The organism is Pseudomonas sp. 8209, assembly GCF_028682105.1.
Lineage (GTDB): Bacteria > Pseudomonadota > Gammaproteobacteria > Pseudomonadales > Pseudomonadaceae > Aquipseudomonas > Aquipseudomonas palmensis.
Window position 1 is genome coordinate 16,424 of the sequence record NZ_JANIAH010000002.1, and the last position, 17,217, is coordinate 33,640.

The following is a 17,217-nucleotide window of genomic DNA, read 5'->3' on the forward strand; positions in this document are numbered from 1 at the left end:
TGCCGGCGCAGAAGAAGCGGCACGTGCCACGGGCACGGGCCACCAGAATCGGTTCGCTGGCCACCGGGGCCAGCGAAGGACCGCAGGCCGGTATCAGGCCTTGGTCAGTGCAGCGGCAGCGCGTTCGAAGCGGTCCAGGCCTTCATCGATGTCGGCATCTTCCACCACCAGGCTGGGGGCGAAACGCACCACGTCCGGGCCGGCCTGCAAAACCATCAGGCCTTCTTTCTCGGCAGCGTTGAACACGTCCTTGGCCTTGCCCTTCCAGGCATCGGACAACACGCAACCGATCAGCAGGCCCAGGCCGCGGACCTGGGTGAACAGGCCGTACTGCTGGCCGATCTTCTCCAGGCGCGCCTTGAAGCGCTCGTGCTTGGCCTTGACGCCCGCCAGCACTTCGGGGGTATTGACCACATCCAGCACCGCAGAGGCCACGGCGCAGCCCAACGGGTTGCCGCCATAGGTGGTGCCGTGGGTGCCCACGGCCAGGTGCTTGGCCAGCGCTTCGGTGGTCAGCATCGCGGCAATCGGGAAACCGCCGCCCAGGCTCTTGGCGCTGGTCAGGATGTCGGGGGTCACGCCGTAGTGCATGTAGGCGAACAGCTCGCCGGTACGGCCGACGCCGGTCTGCACTTCGTCGAAGATCAGCAGTGCGTTGTGCTTGTCGCACAGCTCGCGCGCGCCTTGCAGATAGGCCTTGTCGGCCGGCACCACGCCGCTCTCGCCCTGGATCGGCTCGATCACCACCGCGCAGGTCTTGTCGCTGATCTGCGCCTTGAGCGCTTCGAGGTCGTTGTACGGCACATGGCTGATGCCGGTGATCTTAGGGCCGAAGCCGTCGGAGTACTTGGGCTGGCCACCGACGCTCACGGTGAACAGGGTGCGACCGTGGAAGCTGTTCACGGTAGCGATGATCTCGTGCTTTTCAGGGCCGAAGCGGTCGTGGGCGACACGACGGGCCAGCTTGAAGGCGGCCTCGTTGGCCTCGGCGCCGGAGTTGCAGAAGAACGCACGCTCGGCAAAGGTGGCGTCGACCAGCTTGTGGGCCAGACGCAGGGCTGGCTCGTTGGTGAACACGTTGGACACGTGCCACAGCTTGTTGGCCTGCTCGGTCAGCGCACCGACCAGTGCCGGGTGGGCGTGCCCCAGGACGTTTACGGCGATGCCGCCAGCGAAATCGATCAGCTCGCGCCCCGCCTGGTCCCATACACGGGAGCCCTGGCCACGCACGGGGATGAAAGCGGCCGGCGCATAGTTGGGGACCATTACCTGGTCGAAATCGGCGCGTTGCACCGGAGCTTGCTCAACGGACATCGGAGTCTCCTGAAGAGGAACGCCTGCCTGGAACTGGCGAGCGATGGGGGGATTGTAAGGACTGATGAACGCCCGGCCTTGCCGCCAAGCGACAACTTCTTATAGCGCCAAACCCTGTTTTGCCAAGGCTTTCGGCAATGCGACAAATAGGGTCGCAAAGGCGCAGTTTAAACGGTGCGCGGTGCTGGCGGGGAGATTGTGTCACGCACGGATTTGCGGGGGCTTATTCGCTGGCAAGCCAGCGCCCTCGGGCCGGTGCAGCCCCCTTCGAAGCTGTGGGCGCTGGTTTGCCGCCGAAGGTCGCGCTGCGCTACCGAATCAGCCGCGCTCGGCAGGCGCCGACGACAACTCGAACGGGCTGTTGCTGCGGCGCTGGTTGCGGTCTTCGCGTGGCGTTGCACCAAAGAAGTTGCGGTACGCGCTGGAAAAATGCGGCCCCGACGAGAACCCGCACGACAGGCCGATCTGGATGATCGACTTGCTGGTCTGCATCAGCATCTGGCGCGCCTTGTTCAAGCGCAGCTCCAGGTAATACTGGCTGGGCACCCGATTGAGGTACTGCTTGAAGATCCGCTCCAACTGCCGGCGCGATACGCACACATGCTGGGCAATCTCGTCGGTGGTCAACGGCTCCTCGATGTTGGCCTCCATCAGCAGCACCGCCTGGGTCAGCTTCGGATGGCTGGAGCCCAGGCGATTCTGCAGCGGGATGCGCTGACGCTCGCCCCCCTCGCGAATGCGCTCGACCACCAGCTCTTCGGAAACCGCACCGGCAAGCTCGGCGCCATGGTCACGGGCCAGCACGGCCAGCAGCAGGTCCAGTACCGACATGCCACCACACGCGGTCAGCCGATCGCGATCCCAGTCGAACAGGTGGCTGGTGGCGATGACCTTGGGGAAGCGCTCGGCGAAGTCATCCTGCCAGCGCCAGTGCACCGCGGCGCGATAACCATCCAGCAGGCCCAGCTGGGCCAGCGGATACACACCTGCCGAAAGACCGCCCACCACGCACCCCGAGCGCACCAGTTGCTTGAGCGCGCTGCCCAACGCCGCGCCTACCGCCTGCGGCGGCTCATCGGCCAGCAGAAACAGCTTCTGGCAACCTTCCAGCCGCCCCACCCAGGCTTCGCCAGGCAAGCGCCAGGCGCCCTCCGGCGCAGGTTCGGCCTGCAGGAACAGCAACTCGTAGACCACTTCGGGGTGCACCTTCTGGGCCACCCGCAAGACCTCTTCGGCCAGCGCCAGGGTCAAGGCCTTGGTGCTGGGCCAGAGGAGAAAACCGATTCGCTGGGTGGTCATTGGGTAAGGTCCGAAACCTGAGAGGAGTCTGGGAGAAAAGCCTCGATCGAGGCGCAGCATGCCCTATTCTGGTGCAAAGCGGCAGCCTCGAACTGTAGCACGGTCGATTATTTCAGGCTGCCGGACAGGAACTGCTGCAACCGCTCGGACTGCGGGTTGACCAGCACTTCACGCGGGTTGCCGCTCTCTTCGACCACACCCTTGTGCAGGAACACCAGCTGGTTGGACACCTCGCGGGCGAAGCCCATCTCGTGGGTCACCACCACCATGGTGCGGCCTTCCTGGGCCAGCGCCTGCATCACCTTGAGCACATCGCCCACCAGCTCCGGGTCCAGCGCCGAGGTCGGCTCGTCGAACAGCATCACTTCAGGCTCCATCGCCAGTGCACGGGCAATCGCCACACGCTGCTGCTCACCACCGGACATATGGCCCGGGTAGGCATCCTTGCGATGGGACACACCGACCTTGGCCAGGTAGTGCTCGGCCTTTTCCAGCGCGTCCTTGCGGCTCATGCCCAGCACGTGCACCGGTGCCTCGATGATGTTCTCCAGCGCAGTCATGTGCGACCACAGGTTGAAGTGCTGGAACACCATCGACAGACGCGAGCGCATGCGCTGCAACTGCTTGGGGTCGGCCGCCTTCAGCGCGCCGTCCTTGTTCGCCACCAGCTTCAACTCTTCGTTGTTGAGCAGGATCTTGCCGGCATGCGGCTGCTCGAGCAGGTTGATGCAGCGCAGGAAGGTGCTCTTGCCCGAGCCGCTGGAGCCGATGATGCTGATCACATCGCCCGCCTTGGCCGCCAGGGACACACCCTTGAGCACTTCGTGACTGCCATAGCGTTTGTGCAGGTCTTGGACTTCGAGTTTGTACATGCTGTCGGTTCTCACAAAGCGTCAGTCCCGGGCCTGCGCCCGGGGCGAAAAAGTTGCCGCCGGGCTCAGCCCTTGCGCGGCGCCAGGTAGCCGAGCCAGCGGCGTTCAGCCAGCTTGAACAGGCGCACCAGAATGAAGGTCAGGCACAGGTAGAACACACCGGCGGTGATGTACGCCTCGAACGGCAGGTAGTACTGGGCATTGACCGTGCGCGCCGCACCGGTGATGTCGATCAGGGTCACGATCGACGCCAGGCTGGTGGTCTGCAGCATCATGATCACTTCATTGCTGTACTGCGGCAGCGCCCGGCGCAGGGCCGAGGGCAGCAGGATGCGGCGGTACATCTTGACCCGCGACATGCCCATCGCCTTGGCCGCTTCGATCTCGCCGTGGGGCGTGGCCTTGAGGCTGCCGGCGATGATCTCGGCGGTGTAGGCACTGGTATTGATGGCAAAGGCCAGGCACGCACAGAAGGTCGCACTGGACAGCCACGGCCACAGGAAGCTCTCGCGCACCGCCTCGAACTGGGCCAGCCCGTAATAGATCAGAAACAGCTGCACCAGCATCGGCGTGCCACGAATCACGTAGGTGTAGAGCCAGGCGCTCATGTTCACCAGCGGCTGCTTGGACACCCGCATCAGGCCCAGCGGCACTGCCACCAGCAGGCCGAACAGCAACGACAGCGCCAGCAGCTTGAGCGTGGTCAGCATGCCGCTCAGGTACAGCGGCATGGCTTCCCAGATGACGTTGTAATCGAAAATCATAGATCAGCCGCCTTTACGCCAACCGAGTAGCGTTTCTCGAGGTAACGCAGGGCCAGCAACGAGACGCTGGTGATCACCAGGTACAACGCCGCGACCGCCAGGAAGAACGTGAACGGCTCGCGGGTCGCGTCCGCCGCCTGCTTGGCCTTGAACATCATGTCTTGCAGGCCCACCACCGAAATCAGTGCGGTGGCCTTGGTCAGTACCAGCCAGTTGTTGGTGAAGCCAGGGATCGCCAGGCGAATCATCTGCGGCACCAGCACCCGGAAGAAGATCTGCAGGCCGCTCATGCCATAGGCCATGCCGGCTTCGGCCTGCCCCTTGGGGATGGCCATGAAAGCGCCGCGGAAGGTTTCGGACAGGTATGCACCAAAGATGAAGCCCAGGGTACCGATACCCGCCATCAGCGGATTGAGGTCGATGTAATCGTCGAAACCGAGCAAGGGTGCGACGCGGTTGAGCAGGTCCTGACCGCCGTAGAAGATCAGCAGGATCAGCACCAGGTCGGGGATCCCGCGGATCACCGTGGCGTACAGGTCGCCCAGCCAGGCCAGCCAGCGCACCGGCGACAGCCGCAGCGCCACGCCGATCAGGCCCAGTACGATGGCCAGGGCCATGGACGACAAGGCGAGCTGTAGCGTCAGCCATGCTCCATCGAGGATGACTGCCCCGTAGCCTTTCAACATGTTGAGGTCCTCGACCTTAGGGATGAAAAAATGGTGCAAACCTCAGCGCTTCTGCTGCTTGCACCATTGAACAGGTGAAACGTCGACGGATTACTGCGCGTCAGGGCCGTAGATGTCGAAGTTGAAGTACTTGTCCTGGATCTTCTTGTACTCGCCATTGGCACGGATGCCGTCGATGGCGGTGTTGATCTTGTCCTTCAGGGCGTCGCCCTTGCGCACGGCGATACCGATACCGTCACCGAAGTACTTGGCGTCGGTGAAGGACGGGCCTACGAATGCATAGCCCTTGCCGGCGTCGGTCTTGAGGAAGCCGTCTTCGAGCAGGGTCGCATCGGCCACGGTGCCATCCAGACGACCGGCGGCAACGTCCAGGTAGATTTCGTTCTGGGTGCCGTAGGGAACGATGGTGGCGCCTTTGGGGGCCAGCACTTCCTTGGCGAAACGGTCGTGGATCGAGCCACGCTGAACGCCGATCTTCTTGCCCTTGAGTTCGTCCAGGCTGTCGCTGACGGTGGTACCGTCCTTCATCACCAGGCGGGCCGGCGTGAGGTAGTAGCGCTTGGTGAAGTCCACGGACTTCTTGCGATCATCGGTGATCGACATGGACGACAGGATGGCGTCGATCTTGCGCACCTTGAGCGCCGGGATCAGGCCGTCGAACTCCTGCTCGACCCAAACGCACTTGACCTTCATCTCTGCACACAGCGCGTTGCCGATGTCGTAGTCGAAGCCCACGATGCTGCCGTCCGGCGCCTTGGAAGCGAACGGTGGGTAGGCGGCCTCGATGCCGATCTTCAGTGGTTTTTCATCAGCCAGCGATGCCAGGGAAAACACGGACAGCGCCAGGGCGCCAAGCAGTGCGAGTTTCTTCATCTGGGAACTCCATCGGTAAAGGGCAATACGTGACAGGCCGATTGGCCGTCGACGTTGCGAATGGGTACAACGCGAGCTGCGCAGGGCTCGACGAAACAGGGTCGAGGCATCACGAGCGAGTGATTGGCATTTTAGCGACAGCTCCGAACCCGATATTTCTTCAATGCGACAACTAGTTACAGAAGCGCCGGAAGTCAGGGCCGGAGATATTGACAGCTTTCGCGGAATATGCAAAAGCGAGAGACAAATAACCTATCAATCAAGCAATAACCGCGCCCATTATTGGCAAAGCCTTGTAATCCGGCAAGTGCAGCGTGGCAGCCATGCAAAATTGGCGTGGTGGATGCGCCCGGATCGGGCGGCGGCGTTTCCCAATGCCCCGTTTGTGTGCGAAACCGGTGACAGAAAAGGTTACCGATGAAAGTCGGCGTAACAGGCATGAAAAAGCCCCGCAGTGCGGGGCTTTGTGCTGACAGCCAACCGGCCCTATCGCCGGCAGGCCGACCCCTACAAGGGCCGGCCTGCCGGCGATGACTCAGGCCGACGCCAGGTTCATCGACTTGTGCGTGTCGATCAGGTGCTGCACCACACCCGGGTCGGCCAGCGTCGAGATGTCGCCCAGGCCGTCGTACTCGGCCGTGGCGATCTTGCGCAGGATACGGCGCATGATCTTGCCCGAGCGGGTTTTAGGCAGCCCTGGTGCCCACTGGATCACGTCTGGCGAGGCGATCGGCCCGATCTCCTTGCGCACCCAGTTCTTCAGCTCCAGACGCAATGCTTCGCTCGGCTCCTCGCCACCGTTGAGCGTGACGTAGACATAGATGCCCTGCCCCTTCAGATCATGCGGCACACCGACGACCGCCGCCTCGGCGACCTTCGGATGCGCAACCATGGCGCTCTCGATCTCGGCGGTCCCCATGCGGTGGCCCGAGACGTTGAGTACGTCGTCGACCCGGCCGGTGATCCAGTAGTAGCCGTCTTCGTCGCGGCGCGCGCCGTCACCGGTGAAGTACATGCCGCGGAAGGTCTTGAAGTAGGTGTCGACGAAACGGTCGTGATCGCCGTACAGCGAACGCGACTGGCCCGGCCACGAATCGAGGATCACCAGGTTGCCCTCGGCGGCGCCGTCGATCAGGTTGCCCAGGTTGTCCACCAGCGCCGGCACCACGCCGAAGAACGGACGGGTGGCCGAGCCCGGCTTGAGCGCAGTGGCGCCCGGCAGCGGGCTGATCAGGATGCCGCCGGTCTCGGTCTGCCACCAGGTGTCGACGATCGGGCAACGCTCCTTGCCCACGGTGGTGTGGTACCAGTTCCAGGCTTCAGGGTTGATCGGCTCGCCTACCGAGCCCAGCAGGCGCAGGCTCGAACCGTCGGCATCCTTCATGGCCGCCTGACCTTCGGCCATCATCGCGCGAATGGCGGTGGGCGCGGTGTAGAGGATGTTGACCTTGTGCTTGTCGACGATCTTCGCCACACGGGTGATGTCCGGGTAGTTCGGCACGCCTTCGAACAGCAGGGTGGTGGCGCCGTTGGCCAGCGGGCCATAGACGATGTAGCTGTGACCGGTTACCCAGCCCACGTCGGCGGTGCACCAGTACACGTCACCAGGGCGATAGTCGAACACGCGCTCATGGGTCAGCGAGGCGTACACCAGGTAGCCGCCAGTGGTGTGCAGCACGCCCTTGGGCTTGCCGGTGGAGCCGGAGGTATAGAGGATGAACAGCGCTTCTTCGGCGCCCATCTCTTTCGGCGCGCAGTGGGCAGAAGCCACTTTCATCAGGTCTTCGTACCAGATGTCGCGGTGCTGGTGCCAGGCAATGTCGCCACCAGTGCGCTTGCACACGATGATCTTCTGCACGCTGGCGGTTTCCGGGTTGGTCAGCGCCAGGTCGACGTTGGCCTTGAGTGCGGTACGACGCCCGCCACGCAGCCCTTCGTCGGCGGTGATCACGACCTTGGACTTGCAGTCGATGATGCGGCCGGCCAGCGCCTCGGGCGAGAAGCCGCCGAACACCACCGAGTGGATCGCGCCGATACGCGCGCACGCCAGCATGGCGACCACGGCTTCGGGAATCATCGGCATGTAGATGGTCACCACGTCGCCGCGGTGAACGTCCTGGCCACGCAGGGCGTTGGCGAACTTGCAGACCTGCTCGTGCAGTTCGCGATAGGTGATGTTGCGGTGCTCGGAAGGGTCGTCGCCTTCCCAGATGATCGCCAGCTGATCGCCACGCTCGGCCAGGTGACGGTCCAGGCAGTTGTAGGAAACGTTCAGAGTGCCGTCGGCAAACCACTTGATGTCGACATGGTGGTCGTCGAACGAGGTCTGCTTGACCTTGGTGAAGGGCTTGATCCACTCGAGGCGCTGAGCTTGCTCGCGCCAGAAGCCGTCAGGGTTGATCACCGACTGCTGGTACATGGCCTTGTAGGTCGCCTCGTCGGTCAGCGTGTTGGCCGCAACCTCGGGACGCACGGGATACAGGGGAGCCGCACTCATCTTTGTTACCTCGGTGTAATAGTTGTTTTTGTATGACCTCGTTTTAACTGTACCAGAGCGCCAAGGGCCATTCGACGTTGGTAGTAACGGGACCTGCATTTGGTCCAACACTGCGCGCCGACCGCTCTGGCACGGGCGCTCCAGCGCGGCAACAGATAGAAAAATAAATCCCGAGGTGAAATTTCAACTGATTGTTACAGTTTCCGCCAACAGTGTTTATCAAAACGGGCTCTGTTTCGGGGCCCGCCACACTCCTAGAATTCACCTCGCCAGCAACGGCAACGCGAATTAACTGGTAACAGCCCCCACGAAGGCATGTTAATCCCGCGATAACCCTGAAAGTTTCAACTTGCTGCACACGCCGCGCCACAAGCGCAGCGTGACCCCTTACGACCTTAGACAGGTAACTTGAAGATGAAAGCTTTACTGGTATTGGCACTCGGTAGTTTTTGCGCATCGGCCATGGCGGCTGAAGTTGCAGATGTTTCCGCCGAGCAGATTCCGGTTGAACAATACAGTTACTCGCAACATCTGGACATCGCCAAAGTCATTTCCATGACCGAAGTCCCGAACGTCTGCGAAGTGGTTCCGGCCCGCATGACCTACGAGGACTCCCAAGGCCAGAAGCACATTCTCGAATACCGCGTCATGGGTAACGGGTGCTCCAACGGCTGATAGAGCACACTGACGGTAGTTGCGCCTCGGGCCTTGTGTCGACGAGGCGCACCCTCGCTGAAAACAGTAACTTCCCCGCCTTTCAAGTCACTCCACAACTTTGCCGATTGCGTAATCACGCAACTTGTTGGCAATGGTGGTATGCGAAACGCCCAGGCGTTTACCCAGTGCTCTGCTACTGGGGAATTCACCCTGCAAACTTTCAAGTACGGCTTTTTCGAAACGACCGACTATTTGCGACAAGTCACCTTCCAGGGAAAACTCGCCCAAAGGTTGGCGCGCGCCATAATCGGGCAGGCGAATATGCTCGGCCTTGACCACCCCGCCGTCGCACAATGAAACCGCCTGGAACAGTACGTTCTCCAGTTGCCGCACGTTGCCCGGCCAATGGTATTGGCTCAGGCGCTCCATCGCCGCCGGTGCCAGGCTCGGCAACGGGCAGCCAATCTGACGGCTGGCCTGGTCGAGAAAATGCTCCACCAGCGGCGCCAGGCCGTCCAGGCACTCGCGCAGCGGTGGAATGTGCAGCGACAGCACGTTGAGGCGGTGATACAGGTCCTGGCGAAACTCGCCGCGGGCGCACAACTCCGACAAGTCCACCTGGGTCGCGCAGATCACCCGCACATCCAGGTACACCTCCTCGTCACTGCCCACCCGGCGAAAGCAACCGTCCTGCAGAAAGCGCAACAGCTTCACCTGCAGGCGCGGGCTCATCTCACCCACGCCGTCGAGAAACAGCGTGCCGCCCGCGGTCAGTTCCAGCAGGCCAAGCTTGCCCTCGGCGCGGGCGCCTTCGAACGCCCCCGGCCCATAGCCGAACAGCTCGGTCTCGGCCATCGACTCGGGCAGCCCGGCACAGTTGAGCGCCATCAGCGGCGCCTGCCCACGCGGACTGGCCAGGTGGCAGGCACGGGCCAGCAGCTCCTTGCCGGTACCGGTCTCGCCCTCGATCAGCAGTGGCGCATCCAGCGGCGCCATGCGACGTGCCTCGCGCACCACCGCCGCCATCACCCTGGAGCTCTGGAAAATGCTGTCGAACCCACGCAGCTCCTGCTTGCGCACGTTGTAGATGCGTTCGCCGATGCGGTCAGCCCGGTGCAGGGTCAGCACGGCCCCTGCCAGCGCCTCGCTGTCATCGTGCTCGGACTGCAGCGGTGCGATATCGGCCAGGAACACATCGCCTTTGATCTTCACCCGCAAGCCGTTGATGCGTGACTTGTTGGCCCGCACCAACTCCGGCAGGTCGAAATCCTCGGCATACCGCGACAATGCAATGCCCGGCACTTCGTCCACCCGTACCCCGAGCAACTGCGCCGCCGAACGGTTGGCCGCGACGATCGAGCCCCCCATGTCGATCGACAGCACCGGAAAATCCAGCGCACCCAGCAAGGCATTGAGCTCCATGTGCCGGCGCTCGCTGGGCATCAGGCCCACCCGCTTGACCCCGAACACACCGGTAATGGCTTCGAACTTGGGGCGCAGCGCCTGGAACTGCAGGTTGATCAGGTTCGGGCAGTGCAGGTAGATGGCATTGCCATGCTCGCCCCCCACCTCGCCGCGGGCCACGTTGATCCCGTACTCGACCAGCAGGTTGAGCATGTCGCGCAAGATACCGATGCGGTTCTGGCAGTGCACTTTGATACGCATGAAAGGTCCTACAAACAAGAAGACGAGGCCAACTATCTGCACAACGGCATTAATTCTCGTAAAGAATACGTTACAAAAAGGCGGATTCACAGCTACCAGCACCTGCGTTTTCTCGGCGCTTTGGCACCACCGTAAAATCTGCGTTACAAAAATACGGTTGAACCGCCCGCCGGGCACGAGGCAACGGGATGCAAACACCAGGGTGAGGGGGTATTCCTAGGGCATGGCGAAAGCCACCCTATAACAATAAAGGCCCTCATCAGGAGAGCAGCATGAAACAGACGCACTACGTGGCCCGCGAGCCCGATGCGCAGGGTTTTATCGATTACCCGCCGCAGGAACATGCGGTGTGGAATACCCTGATCACCCGCCAGCTGAAGGTGATCGAGGGCCGCGCGTGCCAGGAGTACCTGGACGGCATCGAACAACTGAACCTGCCTCATGACCGCATTCCGCAACTGAGCGAGATCAACCAGGTACTGGGCGCCACCACCGGCTGGCAAGTTGCCCGCGTGCCGGCCCTGATCCCCTTCCAGACCTTCTTCGAACTGCTGGCCAGCAAGCGCTTTCCGGTGGCCACCTTCATTCGCACCGAAGAAGAACTCGACTATCTGCAAGAGCCCGACATCTTTCACGAGATCTTCGGCCACTGCCCGCTGCTGACCAACCCCTGGTTTGCCGAATTCACCCACACCTACGGCAAACTCGGCCTGGCCGCGACCAAGGAACAGCGCGTCTACCTGGCCCGCCTGTACTGGATGACCATCGAGTTCGGTCTGGTGGACACCCCGCAGGGCCGCAGGATCTACGGCGGCGGCATCCTCTCCTCGCCCAAGGAAACCGTCTACAGCCTGTCCGACGAACCGGAACACCAGGCCTTCGATCCGCTCGAGGCCATGCGCACGCCGTATCGCATCGATATCCTGCAGCCGGTGTACTTCGCCCTGCCGCAGCTCAAGCGCTTGTTCGACCTGGCCCACGAAGACATCATGGGCATGGTTCAACGCGCCATGCAGCTGGGCCTGCACGCCCCCAAATTCCCCCCCAAGGTGGCCGCTTGAGCCACCCTGTACACCTATAACAACCACTTGCGGAAGAATCACCTATGAACGCCTTGAACCAAGCCCATTGCGAAGCCTGCCGTGCCGACGCCCCACAGGTCAGCGACGAAGAACTGCCGGTACTGATCAAGCAGATCCCGGATTGGAACATCGAAGTGCGCGACGGCATCATGCAGCTGGAAAAAGTGTTCCTGTTCAAGAATTTCAAACATGCCCTGGCGTTCACCAACGCAGTGGGCGAAATCTCCGAAGCCGAAGGCCATCACCCTGGCCTGCTGACCGAGTGGGGCAAGGTCACCGTGACCTGGTGGAGCCACTCGATCAAGGGCCTGCACCGCAACGACTTCATCATGGCCGCGCGCACCGATGAGGTCGCCAGCACCGCAGAAGGTCGCAAGTAATGCACTTCGGCGCCATCGCGCGCGTGCCAGGCGACCCGATTCTGGGGCTGATGGAGGCGTACGCCAGGGACACCAACCCCGACAGGTTCGACCTGGGGGTTGGCGTGTTCAAGGACGCCCAGGGCCTTACCCCGGTGCCCAAGGCGGTCAAGCTGGCCGAACAGCGCCTGCTCGACGCCCAGACCAGCAAAAGCTACGTAGGCGGTCACGGGGATGCAGCCTTCGGACAACTGATCGCGCAACTGGTACTCGGTGACGACGCGCCACTGCTCGCAGCCCGGCGCGCAGGCGCCACGCAAACCCCGGGCGGCACCGGCGCACTGCGACTGGCGGCGGAGTTCATCCGCCAGTGCCTGCCAGGGCGTGGCATCTGGCTGAGCGACCCGACCTGGCCGATCCACGAAACGCTGTTCGCCAGTGCCGGCCTGAAGGTCAGCCACTACCCCTATGTGGGCGCAGACAACCGCCTGAACGTGACCGGCATGCTCGCGGCACTGGAATCGGTGCCCACGGGCGACGTGGTGCTGCTGCACGCCTGCTGCCACAACCCCACCGGCTTCGACCTGTCGCAGCAGGACTGGCAGGCGGTGCTGGAAGTGGTCAAGCGCCGCGAACTGCTGCCGCTGATCGACTTCGCCTACCAGGGCTTCGGTGACGGGCTGGAGCAGGATGCCTGGGCCGTGAGGCTGTTTGCCCAGGCCCTGCCGGAGCTGCTGGTGACCAGTTCGTGCTCGAAGAACTTCGGCCTGTACCGCGAGCGCACCGGTGCGCTGCTGGTATGCGCCGACAGCGCCGAAAAGCTGCAGGATGTGCGCAGTCAGCTGGCATCCATTGCACGCAACTTGTGGTCGACGCCGCCAGACCATGGCGCGGCGGTGGTGGCGACGATTCTTGGCGATCCGGCGCTCAAGCGCCTGTGGGCCGATGAAGTCGACGCCATGCGCCAGCGCATCGCCATGCTGCGGGTCGGCCTGGTCGAGGCGCTGCAGCCCCATGGGCTGAGCGAGCGGTTCGCGCATATCGCCGCGCAACGCGGAATGTTCTCCTACACCGGCCTCTCACCGCAGCAAGTGACGCAACTGCGCGAGAAGCACAGTGTGTACATGGTCGGTACCGGGCGGGCGAACATCGCCGGGGCGGATGCGGCCAGGCTGCAGGTGCTGGCGGCGGCCATCGCGGACGTCTGTCGCTGAAGCCTTCGTCGGCAAGGCCGGCTCCTACAGGGACGACGTCGATCCGTGTAGGCGCTGGCCGTGCCGGCGAAGCCGCTGAAGGCCACCAATCAGCAGGAAAATTCATACTGTCATCCAGACTCCTGTATCCTGCCCAGGCTTTATCGAAGCCAAGCGCGCCTTGCGCAGCCTTTCCACCTTATAAACTTGCGAGGAACGACGAGATGCATGAAATCCCGAATCTTCCCTTCCCAAGCCTGAACCAAGCCGAGCAGCCTGCTGCTCCTCTCAGCGCCGAACCTGCCCACGTGGCAGATTCCGATGGCGACGAAACCCCGAGCGCCGAACAGGAATAAACCGCGCACTACCCGGCGTGTGAAAACCACTACGACAGGGGACGACCCCGGCAACGGGTTTTCACACCGCCAAGAACCCTCCCCGCGCTCCACAGGTCTATGATAGGCACTCCAGCCCGTCACCTCCCGGACCTTCCATGCCTGTCACACCGCGCCCCCTGGCGGTCACCCTGCAAGTCGTCTCCATCGTGCTGTTCACCTTCATCGGCTACCTCAACATCGGCATTCCCCTGGCCGTGCTGCCCGGCTTCGTGCACGACACCCTGGGGTTCGGCGCCGTGGTCGCCGGCCTGGTGATCAGCGTGCAATACCTCGCCACCCTGCTCAGCCGCCCCTATGCCAGCCGCCTCATCGACAATCAGGGCTGCAAGCGTGCGGTGATGTACGGCCTGGCCGGCTGCGGCCTGAGCGGCGTGTTCATGTTGCTGGCCGCCTGGCTGCAGGCCACGCCCTGGATGAGCCTGACCAGCCTGCTGGTGGGGCGCCTGGTGCTGGGCAGCGCCGAAAGCCTGGTGGGTTCGGGCGCCATCGGCTGGGGCATCGGCCGGGTGGGCGCGCAGCACACCGCCAAGGTGATCTCCTGGAACGGCATCGCCAGCTACGGCGCGCTGGCCATCGGCGCACCGCTGGGGGTGGTGCTGGTACAGCAGCTGGGGCTGTGGAGCATGGGCGTGAGCATCCTGCTGCTGTGCGCGGCAGGCCTGGCGCTGGCCTGGCCCAAGCAGGCGGCGCCGATCGTCAGTGGCGTGCGCATGCCGTTTCTGCATGTGCTGGGGCGGGTGTTCGGGCATGGCTCGGGGCTGGCGCTGGGCTCGATCGGCTTTGGCACCATCGCCACCTTCATTACCCTGTACTACGCCAGCCAGTCCTGGCACAACGCCGCCTTGTGCCTGAGCCTGTTCGGCGCCAGCTTCATCAGCGCACGCCTGCTGTTCGGCAACCTGATCAACCGTCTGGGCGGCTACCGTGTCGCCATTGCCTGCCTGAGCGTGGAGACGATCGGCCTGTTGCTGCTGTGGCTGGCCCCCAGCGCCGAACTGGCACTGGCCGGTGCGGCACTGAGCGGCTTCGGCTTTTCGCTGGTATTCCCGGCGCTGGGGGTAGAGGCGGTCAATCTGGTGCCGGCGGCCAACCGCGGTGCCGCGGTGGGGGCCTACTCACTGTTCATTGACCTGTCGCTGGGTATAACTGGACCACTGGCGGGGGCCGTGGCGGCAGGTTTCGGCTTTGCCTCGATCTTTCTGTTTGCGGCAATCGCCGCCTTGTGCGGCCTGCTGCTCAGCCTTTACCTGTACCGCCAGGCACGACTGAACCCGGTACGCCACACGCTTCAGTAGTCGATCTTGCCGCGCCCGGCCTTGATCGCCCTGCGCTTGCTCTTTGACTCCAGGCGACGGGTCTTGGAGCCCAGGGTCGGGCGCGTAGGCCGCCGCGCCTTCTCGACCTTCACCGCCGCCAGAATCAGTTCGCGCAAGCGCTCCAGGGCGTCGGCCCGGTTCTGCTCCTGGGTACGGTATTGCTGGGCCTTGAGCACGATCACCCCGTCGCTGGTGATCCGGCTGTCACGCAGGCCCAGCAACCGTTCCTTGTGAAACGGCGGCAGTGACGAGGCATTGATGTCAAAGCGCAGGTGCACGGCGCTGGAGACCTTGTTGACGTTCTGCCCACCGGCGCCCTGGGCGCGAATGGCGTTCAATTCGATCTCGTCATCGGGAATGTGCACGGCGTTGGAAATGATCAGCATGGGCCTGGCTTTGCGCGAATTGGCCTTCAGGATACCCGCCCTGGTGCACAAAACCAAAAAGCCCGGCACAAGGCCGGGCTTTCATTGCAGCATCCTGCGCTTACTTGAGGGCGGCGCTCGGCACTGCAGGGGCGCCGTTGGCGCTGCGCTTGCTCTTGAGCCAGTAGAAGCCCCACATCACCACCAGCCATACCGGAATCGCGTACACCGATACACGGATGCCCGGCATCAGCAGCATGATGCCCAGGATGAACACCACGAACGCCAGGCAGAGGTAGTTGCCGTAGGGGTAGATCAGCGCGCGGAACAGCGACTTCTGACCGGTACGGTCCATGTGCTGGCGGAACTTGAGGTGCGAATAGCTGATCATCGCCCAGTTGATCACCAGGGTCGCCACCACCAGCGACATCAGCAGCTCCAGGGCGCTGTGCGGCATCAGGTAGTTGAGCAGCACCGCCACCACGGTAACGGCTGCCGACGCCAGAATCGAGCGTACCGGCACGCCACGCTTGTCGATCTTGGCCAGGCTGGCCGGCGCATCACCCTGCTCGGCCATGCCGTAGAGCATGCGCGCGTTGCAGTAGGTGCCGCTGTTGTACACCGACAGCGCCGCGGTCAGCACCACGAAGTTGAGGATATGCGCTGCGGTGTTGCTGCCCAGCAGCGAGAACACCTGCACGAACGGGCTGGCGCTGTAGGCATCGCCCGAGCTGGTCAGGCTGCTGACCAGGCTGTCCCACGGGGTCAGCGACAGCAGTACTACCAGGGCACCGATGTAGAAGATCAGGATGCGGTAGATGACCTGGTTGATCGCCTTGGGGATCACGGTCTTCGGCTTGTCGGCCTCGGCTGCGGTGAACCCGAGCATTTCCAGGCCGCCGAAGGAGAACATGATGATCGCCATGGCCATCACCAGGCCGCCGACGCCGTGCGGGAAGAAACCGCCGTGGGCCCACAGGTTGGTGACCGAGGCTTCAGGGCCGCCGCTGCCACTGACCAGCAGGTAGCTGCCCAGGCCGATCATGCCGACGATGGCCAGCACCTTGATGATCGCGAACCAGAACTCCGCCTCGCCGAACACCTTCACGTTGGCCAGGTTGATCGCGTTGATGAGGATGAAGAATGCGGCTGCCGAGGCCCAGGTGGGGATCTCCGGCCACCAGTAGTGGACATACTTGCCGACCGCGGTCAGCTCCGACATCCCCACCAGGATGTACAGCACCCAGCAGTTCCAGCCCGACAGGAAGCCGGCGAAACCGCCCCAGTACTTGTGGGCGAAGTGGGCGAAGGAGCCGGCCACCGGCTCTTCGACGATCATCTCGCCCAGCTGGCGCATGATCAGGAAGGCAATGAAGCCGCAGATCGCATAGCCCAGGATCATCGACGGGCCGGCCGATTGCATCACCCCGGCCGAACCCAGGAACAGGCCGGTGCCGATGGCGCCACCGAGGGCGATCAGCTGGATGTGGCGGTTTTTCAGGCCACGCTTGAGCTCACCTGAATGCGAGTTTTGTCCACTCATGAACGGAGTCACCTGTTTGTTTTTATCTGTGACGGAATCGGACCCACCGCGCTCGTGGCGCAGCGGAATTAACAAGGTGGTATACCTTGAGGAGTCTTGGACCAGAGCCTTCGGCACGGGCGGCAGCCCGAGGCGAATCAGCCCGGAGTCAGCAAGGTTGCGCGGTACGCAGTTGGGTCACAGTTAAAACGCGGCGCATTGTATACCCTTGCTTTGGCGCAGGGGTCAACACGTTGCGTGACTGTCGGATGACAAGACGCAGCGGTCCGGCGGGGGTTCTGGAGCCTGGGGGAGTGTACGGCGTGCATGGCGCCTCCATTTCTTGTTATGGCTT

The 17,217-nt window shown here is 63.0% G+C and carries 16 protein-coding genes; 6 read left to right on the forward strand and 10 right to left on the reverse strand.

What is annotated here, in order from left to right; all coding sequences use genetic code 11:
* Positions 1-93: 93 nt before the first annotated feature.
* From NP552_RS03600 to acs, 7 genes are all read right to left on the reverse strand, one after another.
* On the reverse strand, positions 94-1,314 hold the full coding sequence (locus NP552_RS03600) for an aspartate aminotransferase family protein (protein ID WP_043860287.1): 1,221 nt from the start codon (positions 1,312-1,314) through the stop codon (positions 94-96).
* Positions 1,315-1,632: 318 nt separating this feature from the next.
* Positions 1,633-2,613 (reverse strand): transcriptional regulator ArgR, encoded by a 981-nt coding sequence (gene argR, locus NP552_RS03605; protein WP_043860286.1) that lies wholly within the window; start codon positions 2,611-2,613, stop codon positions 1,633-1,635.
* Positions 2,614-2,720: 107 nt separating this feature from the next.
* Positions 2,721-3,485, reverse strand: a complete 765-nt coding sequence (locus NP552_RS03610; protein WP_043860285.1) for an ABC transporter ATP-binding protein — start codon at positions 3,483-3,485, stop codon at positions 2,721-2,723.
* 65 nt (positions 3,486-3,550) lie between these two features.
* Complete coding sequence (locus NP552_RS03615) at positions 3,551-4,249, reverse strand: ABC transporter permease (protein WP_054916584.1); 699 nt, start codon at positions 4,247-4,249, stop codon at positions 3,551-3,553.
* Positions 4,246-4,935: an ABC transporter permease gene (locus NP552_RS03620; protein WP_054916585.1), complete on the reverse strand. Its 690-nt coding sequence runs from the start codon at positions 4,933-4,935 to the stop codon at positions 4,246-4,248. The genes NP552_RS03615 and NP552_RS03620 overlap by 4 nt, the downstream gene beginning before the upstream one ends.
* Positions 4,936-5,025: 90 nt before the next feature.
* On the reverse strand, positions 5,026-5,808 hold the full coding sequence (locus NP552_RS03625; RefSeq protein ID WP_043860283.1) for an ABC transporter substrate-binding protein: 783 nt from the start codon (positions 5,806-5,808) through the stop codon (positions 5,026-5,028).
* A 535-nt stretch (positions 5,809-6,343) separates the two neighbouring features.
* Positions 6,344-8,305, reverse strand: coding sequence for an acetate--CoA ligase (gene acs / locus NP552_RS03630; protein ID WP_043860282.1), 1,962 nt, complete (start codon positions 8,303-8,305; stop codon positions 6,344-6,346).
* A 414-nt stretch (positions 8,306-8,719) separates the two neighbouring features.
* Here acs and NP552_RS03635 point away from each other — a divergent pair, with 414 nt between their 5' ends.
* A complete protein-coding gene (locus tag NP552_RS03635) occupies positions 8,720-8,980 on the forward strand; it encodes a DUF2790 domain-containing protein (protein WP_043860281.1) in 261 nt (86 codons plus the stop codon).
* A gap of 87 nt (positions 8,981-9,067) precedes the next feature.
* Here the strand turns inward: NP552_RS03635 and NP552_RS03640 are convergent, their stop codons facing one another.
* Positions 9,068-10,627, reverse strand: coding sequence for a sigma-54-dependent phenylalanine hydroxylase transcriptional regulator PhhR (locus NP552_RS03640; RefSeq protein WP_043860280.1), 1,560 nt, complete (start codon positions 10,625-10,627; stop codon positions 9,068-9,070).
* A gap of 272 nt (positions 10,628-10,899) precedes the next feature.
* On the opposite strand from NP552_RS03640, the gene phhA reads away from it, so the two are divergent.
* The 5 genes from phhA to NP552_RS03665 all read left to right on the forward strand — a co-directional run bounded on the left by phhA (position 10,900) and on the right by NP552_RS03665 (position 14,954).
* Positions 10,900-11,688, forward strand: a complete 789-nt coding sequence (gene phhA, locus NP552_RS03645; protein WP_043860279.1) for a phenylalanine 4-monooxygenase — start codon at positions 10,900-10,902, stop codon at positions 11,686-11,688.
* 44 nt (positions 11,689-11,732) lie between these two features.
* On the forward strand, positions 11,733-12,089 hold the full coding sequence (locus tag NP552_RS03650; RefSeq protein ID WP_036994257.1) for a 4a-hydroxytetrahydrobiopterin dehydratase: 357 nt from the start codon (positions 11,733-11,735) through the stop codon (positions 12,087-12,089).
* Positions 12,089-13,282: an amino acid aminotransferase gene (locus tag NP552_RS03655; protein ID WP_210014469.1), complete on the forward strand. Its 1,194-nt coding sequence runs from the start codon at positions 12,089-12,091 to the stop codon at positions 13,280-13,282. The genes NP552_RS03650 and NP552_RS03655 overlap by 1 nt, the downstream gene beginning before the upstream one ends.
* Positions 13,283-13,485: 203 nt before the next feature.
* Positions 13,486-13,617 carry a hypothetical protein gene (locus tag NP552_RS03660; protein ID WP_255002693.1) on the forward strand — a complete coding sequence of 44 codons (132 nt, stop codon included), beginning with the start codon at positions 13,486-13,488 and terminating at the stop codon, positions 13,615-13,617.
* A gap of 137 nt (positions 13,618-13,754) precedes the next feature.
* A complete protein-coding gene (locus NP552_RS03665; protein ID WP_058540765.1) occupies positions 13,755-14,954 on the forward strand; it encodes an MFS transporter in 1,200 nt (399 codons plus the stop codon).
* Here the strand turns inward: NP552_RS03665 and arfB are convergent.
* Complete coding sequence (gene arfB / locus NP552_RS03670; protein ID WP_210014468.1) at positions 14,948-15,361, reverse strand: alternative ribosome rescue aminoacyl-tRNA hydrolase ArfB; 414 nt, start codon at positions 15,359-15,361, stop codon at positions 14,948-14,950. The genes NP552_RS03665 and arfB overlap by 7 nt on opposite strands.
* A 100-nt stretch (positions 15,362-15,461) precedes the next feature.
* A complete protein-coding gene (locus tag NP552_RS03675; RefSeq protein ID WP_043864106.1) occupies positions 15,462-16,883 on the reverse strand; it encodes an amino acid permease in 1,422 nt (473 codons plus the stop codon).
* Positions 16,884-17,217: the final 334 nt, after the last annotated feature.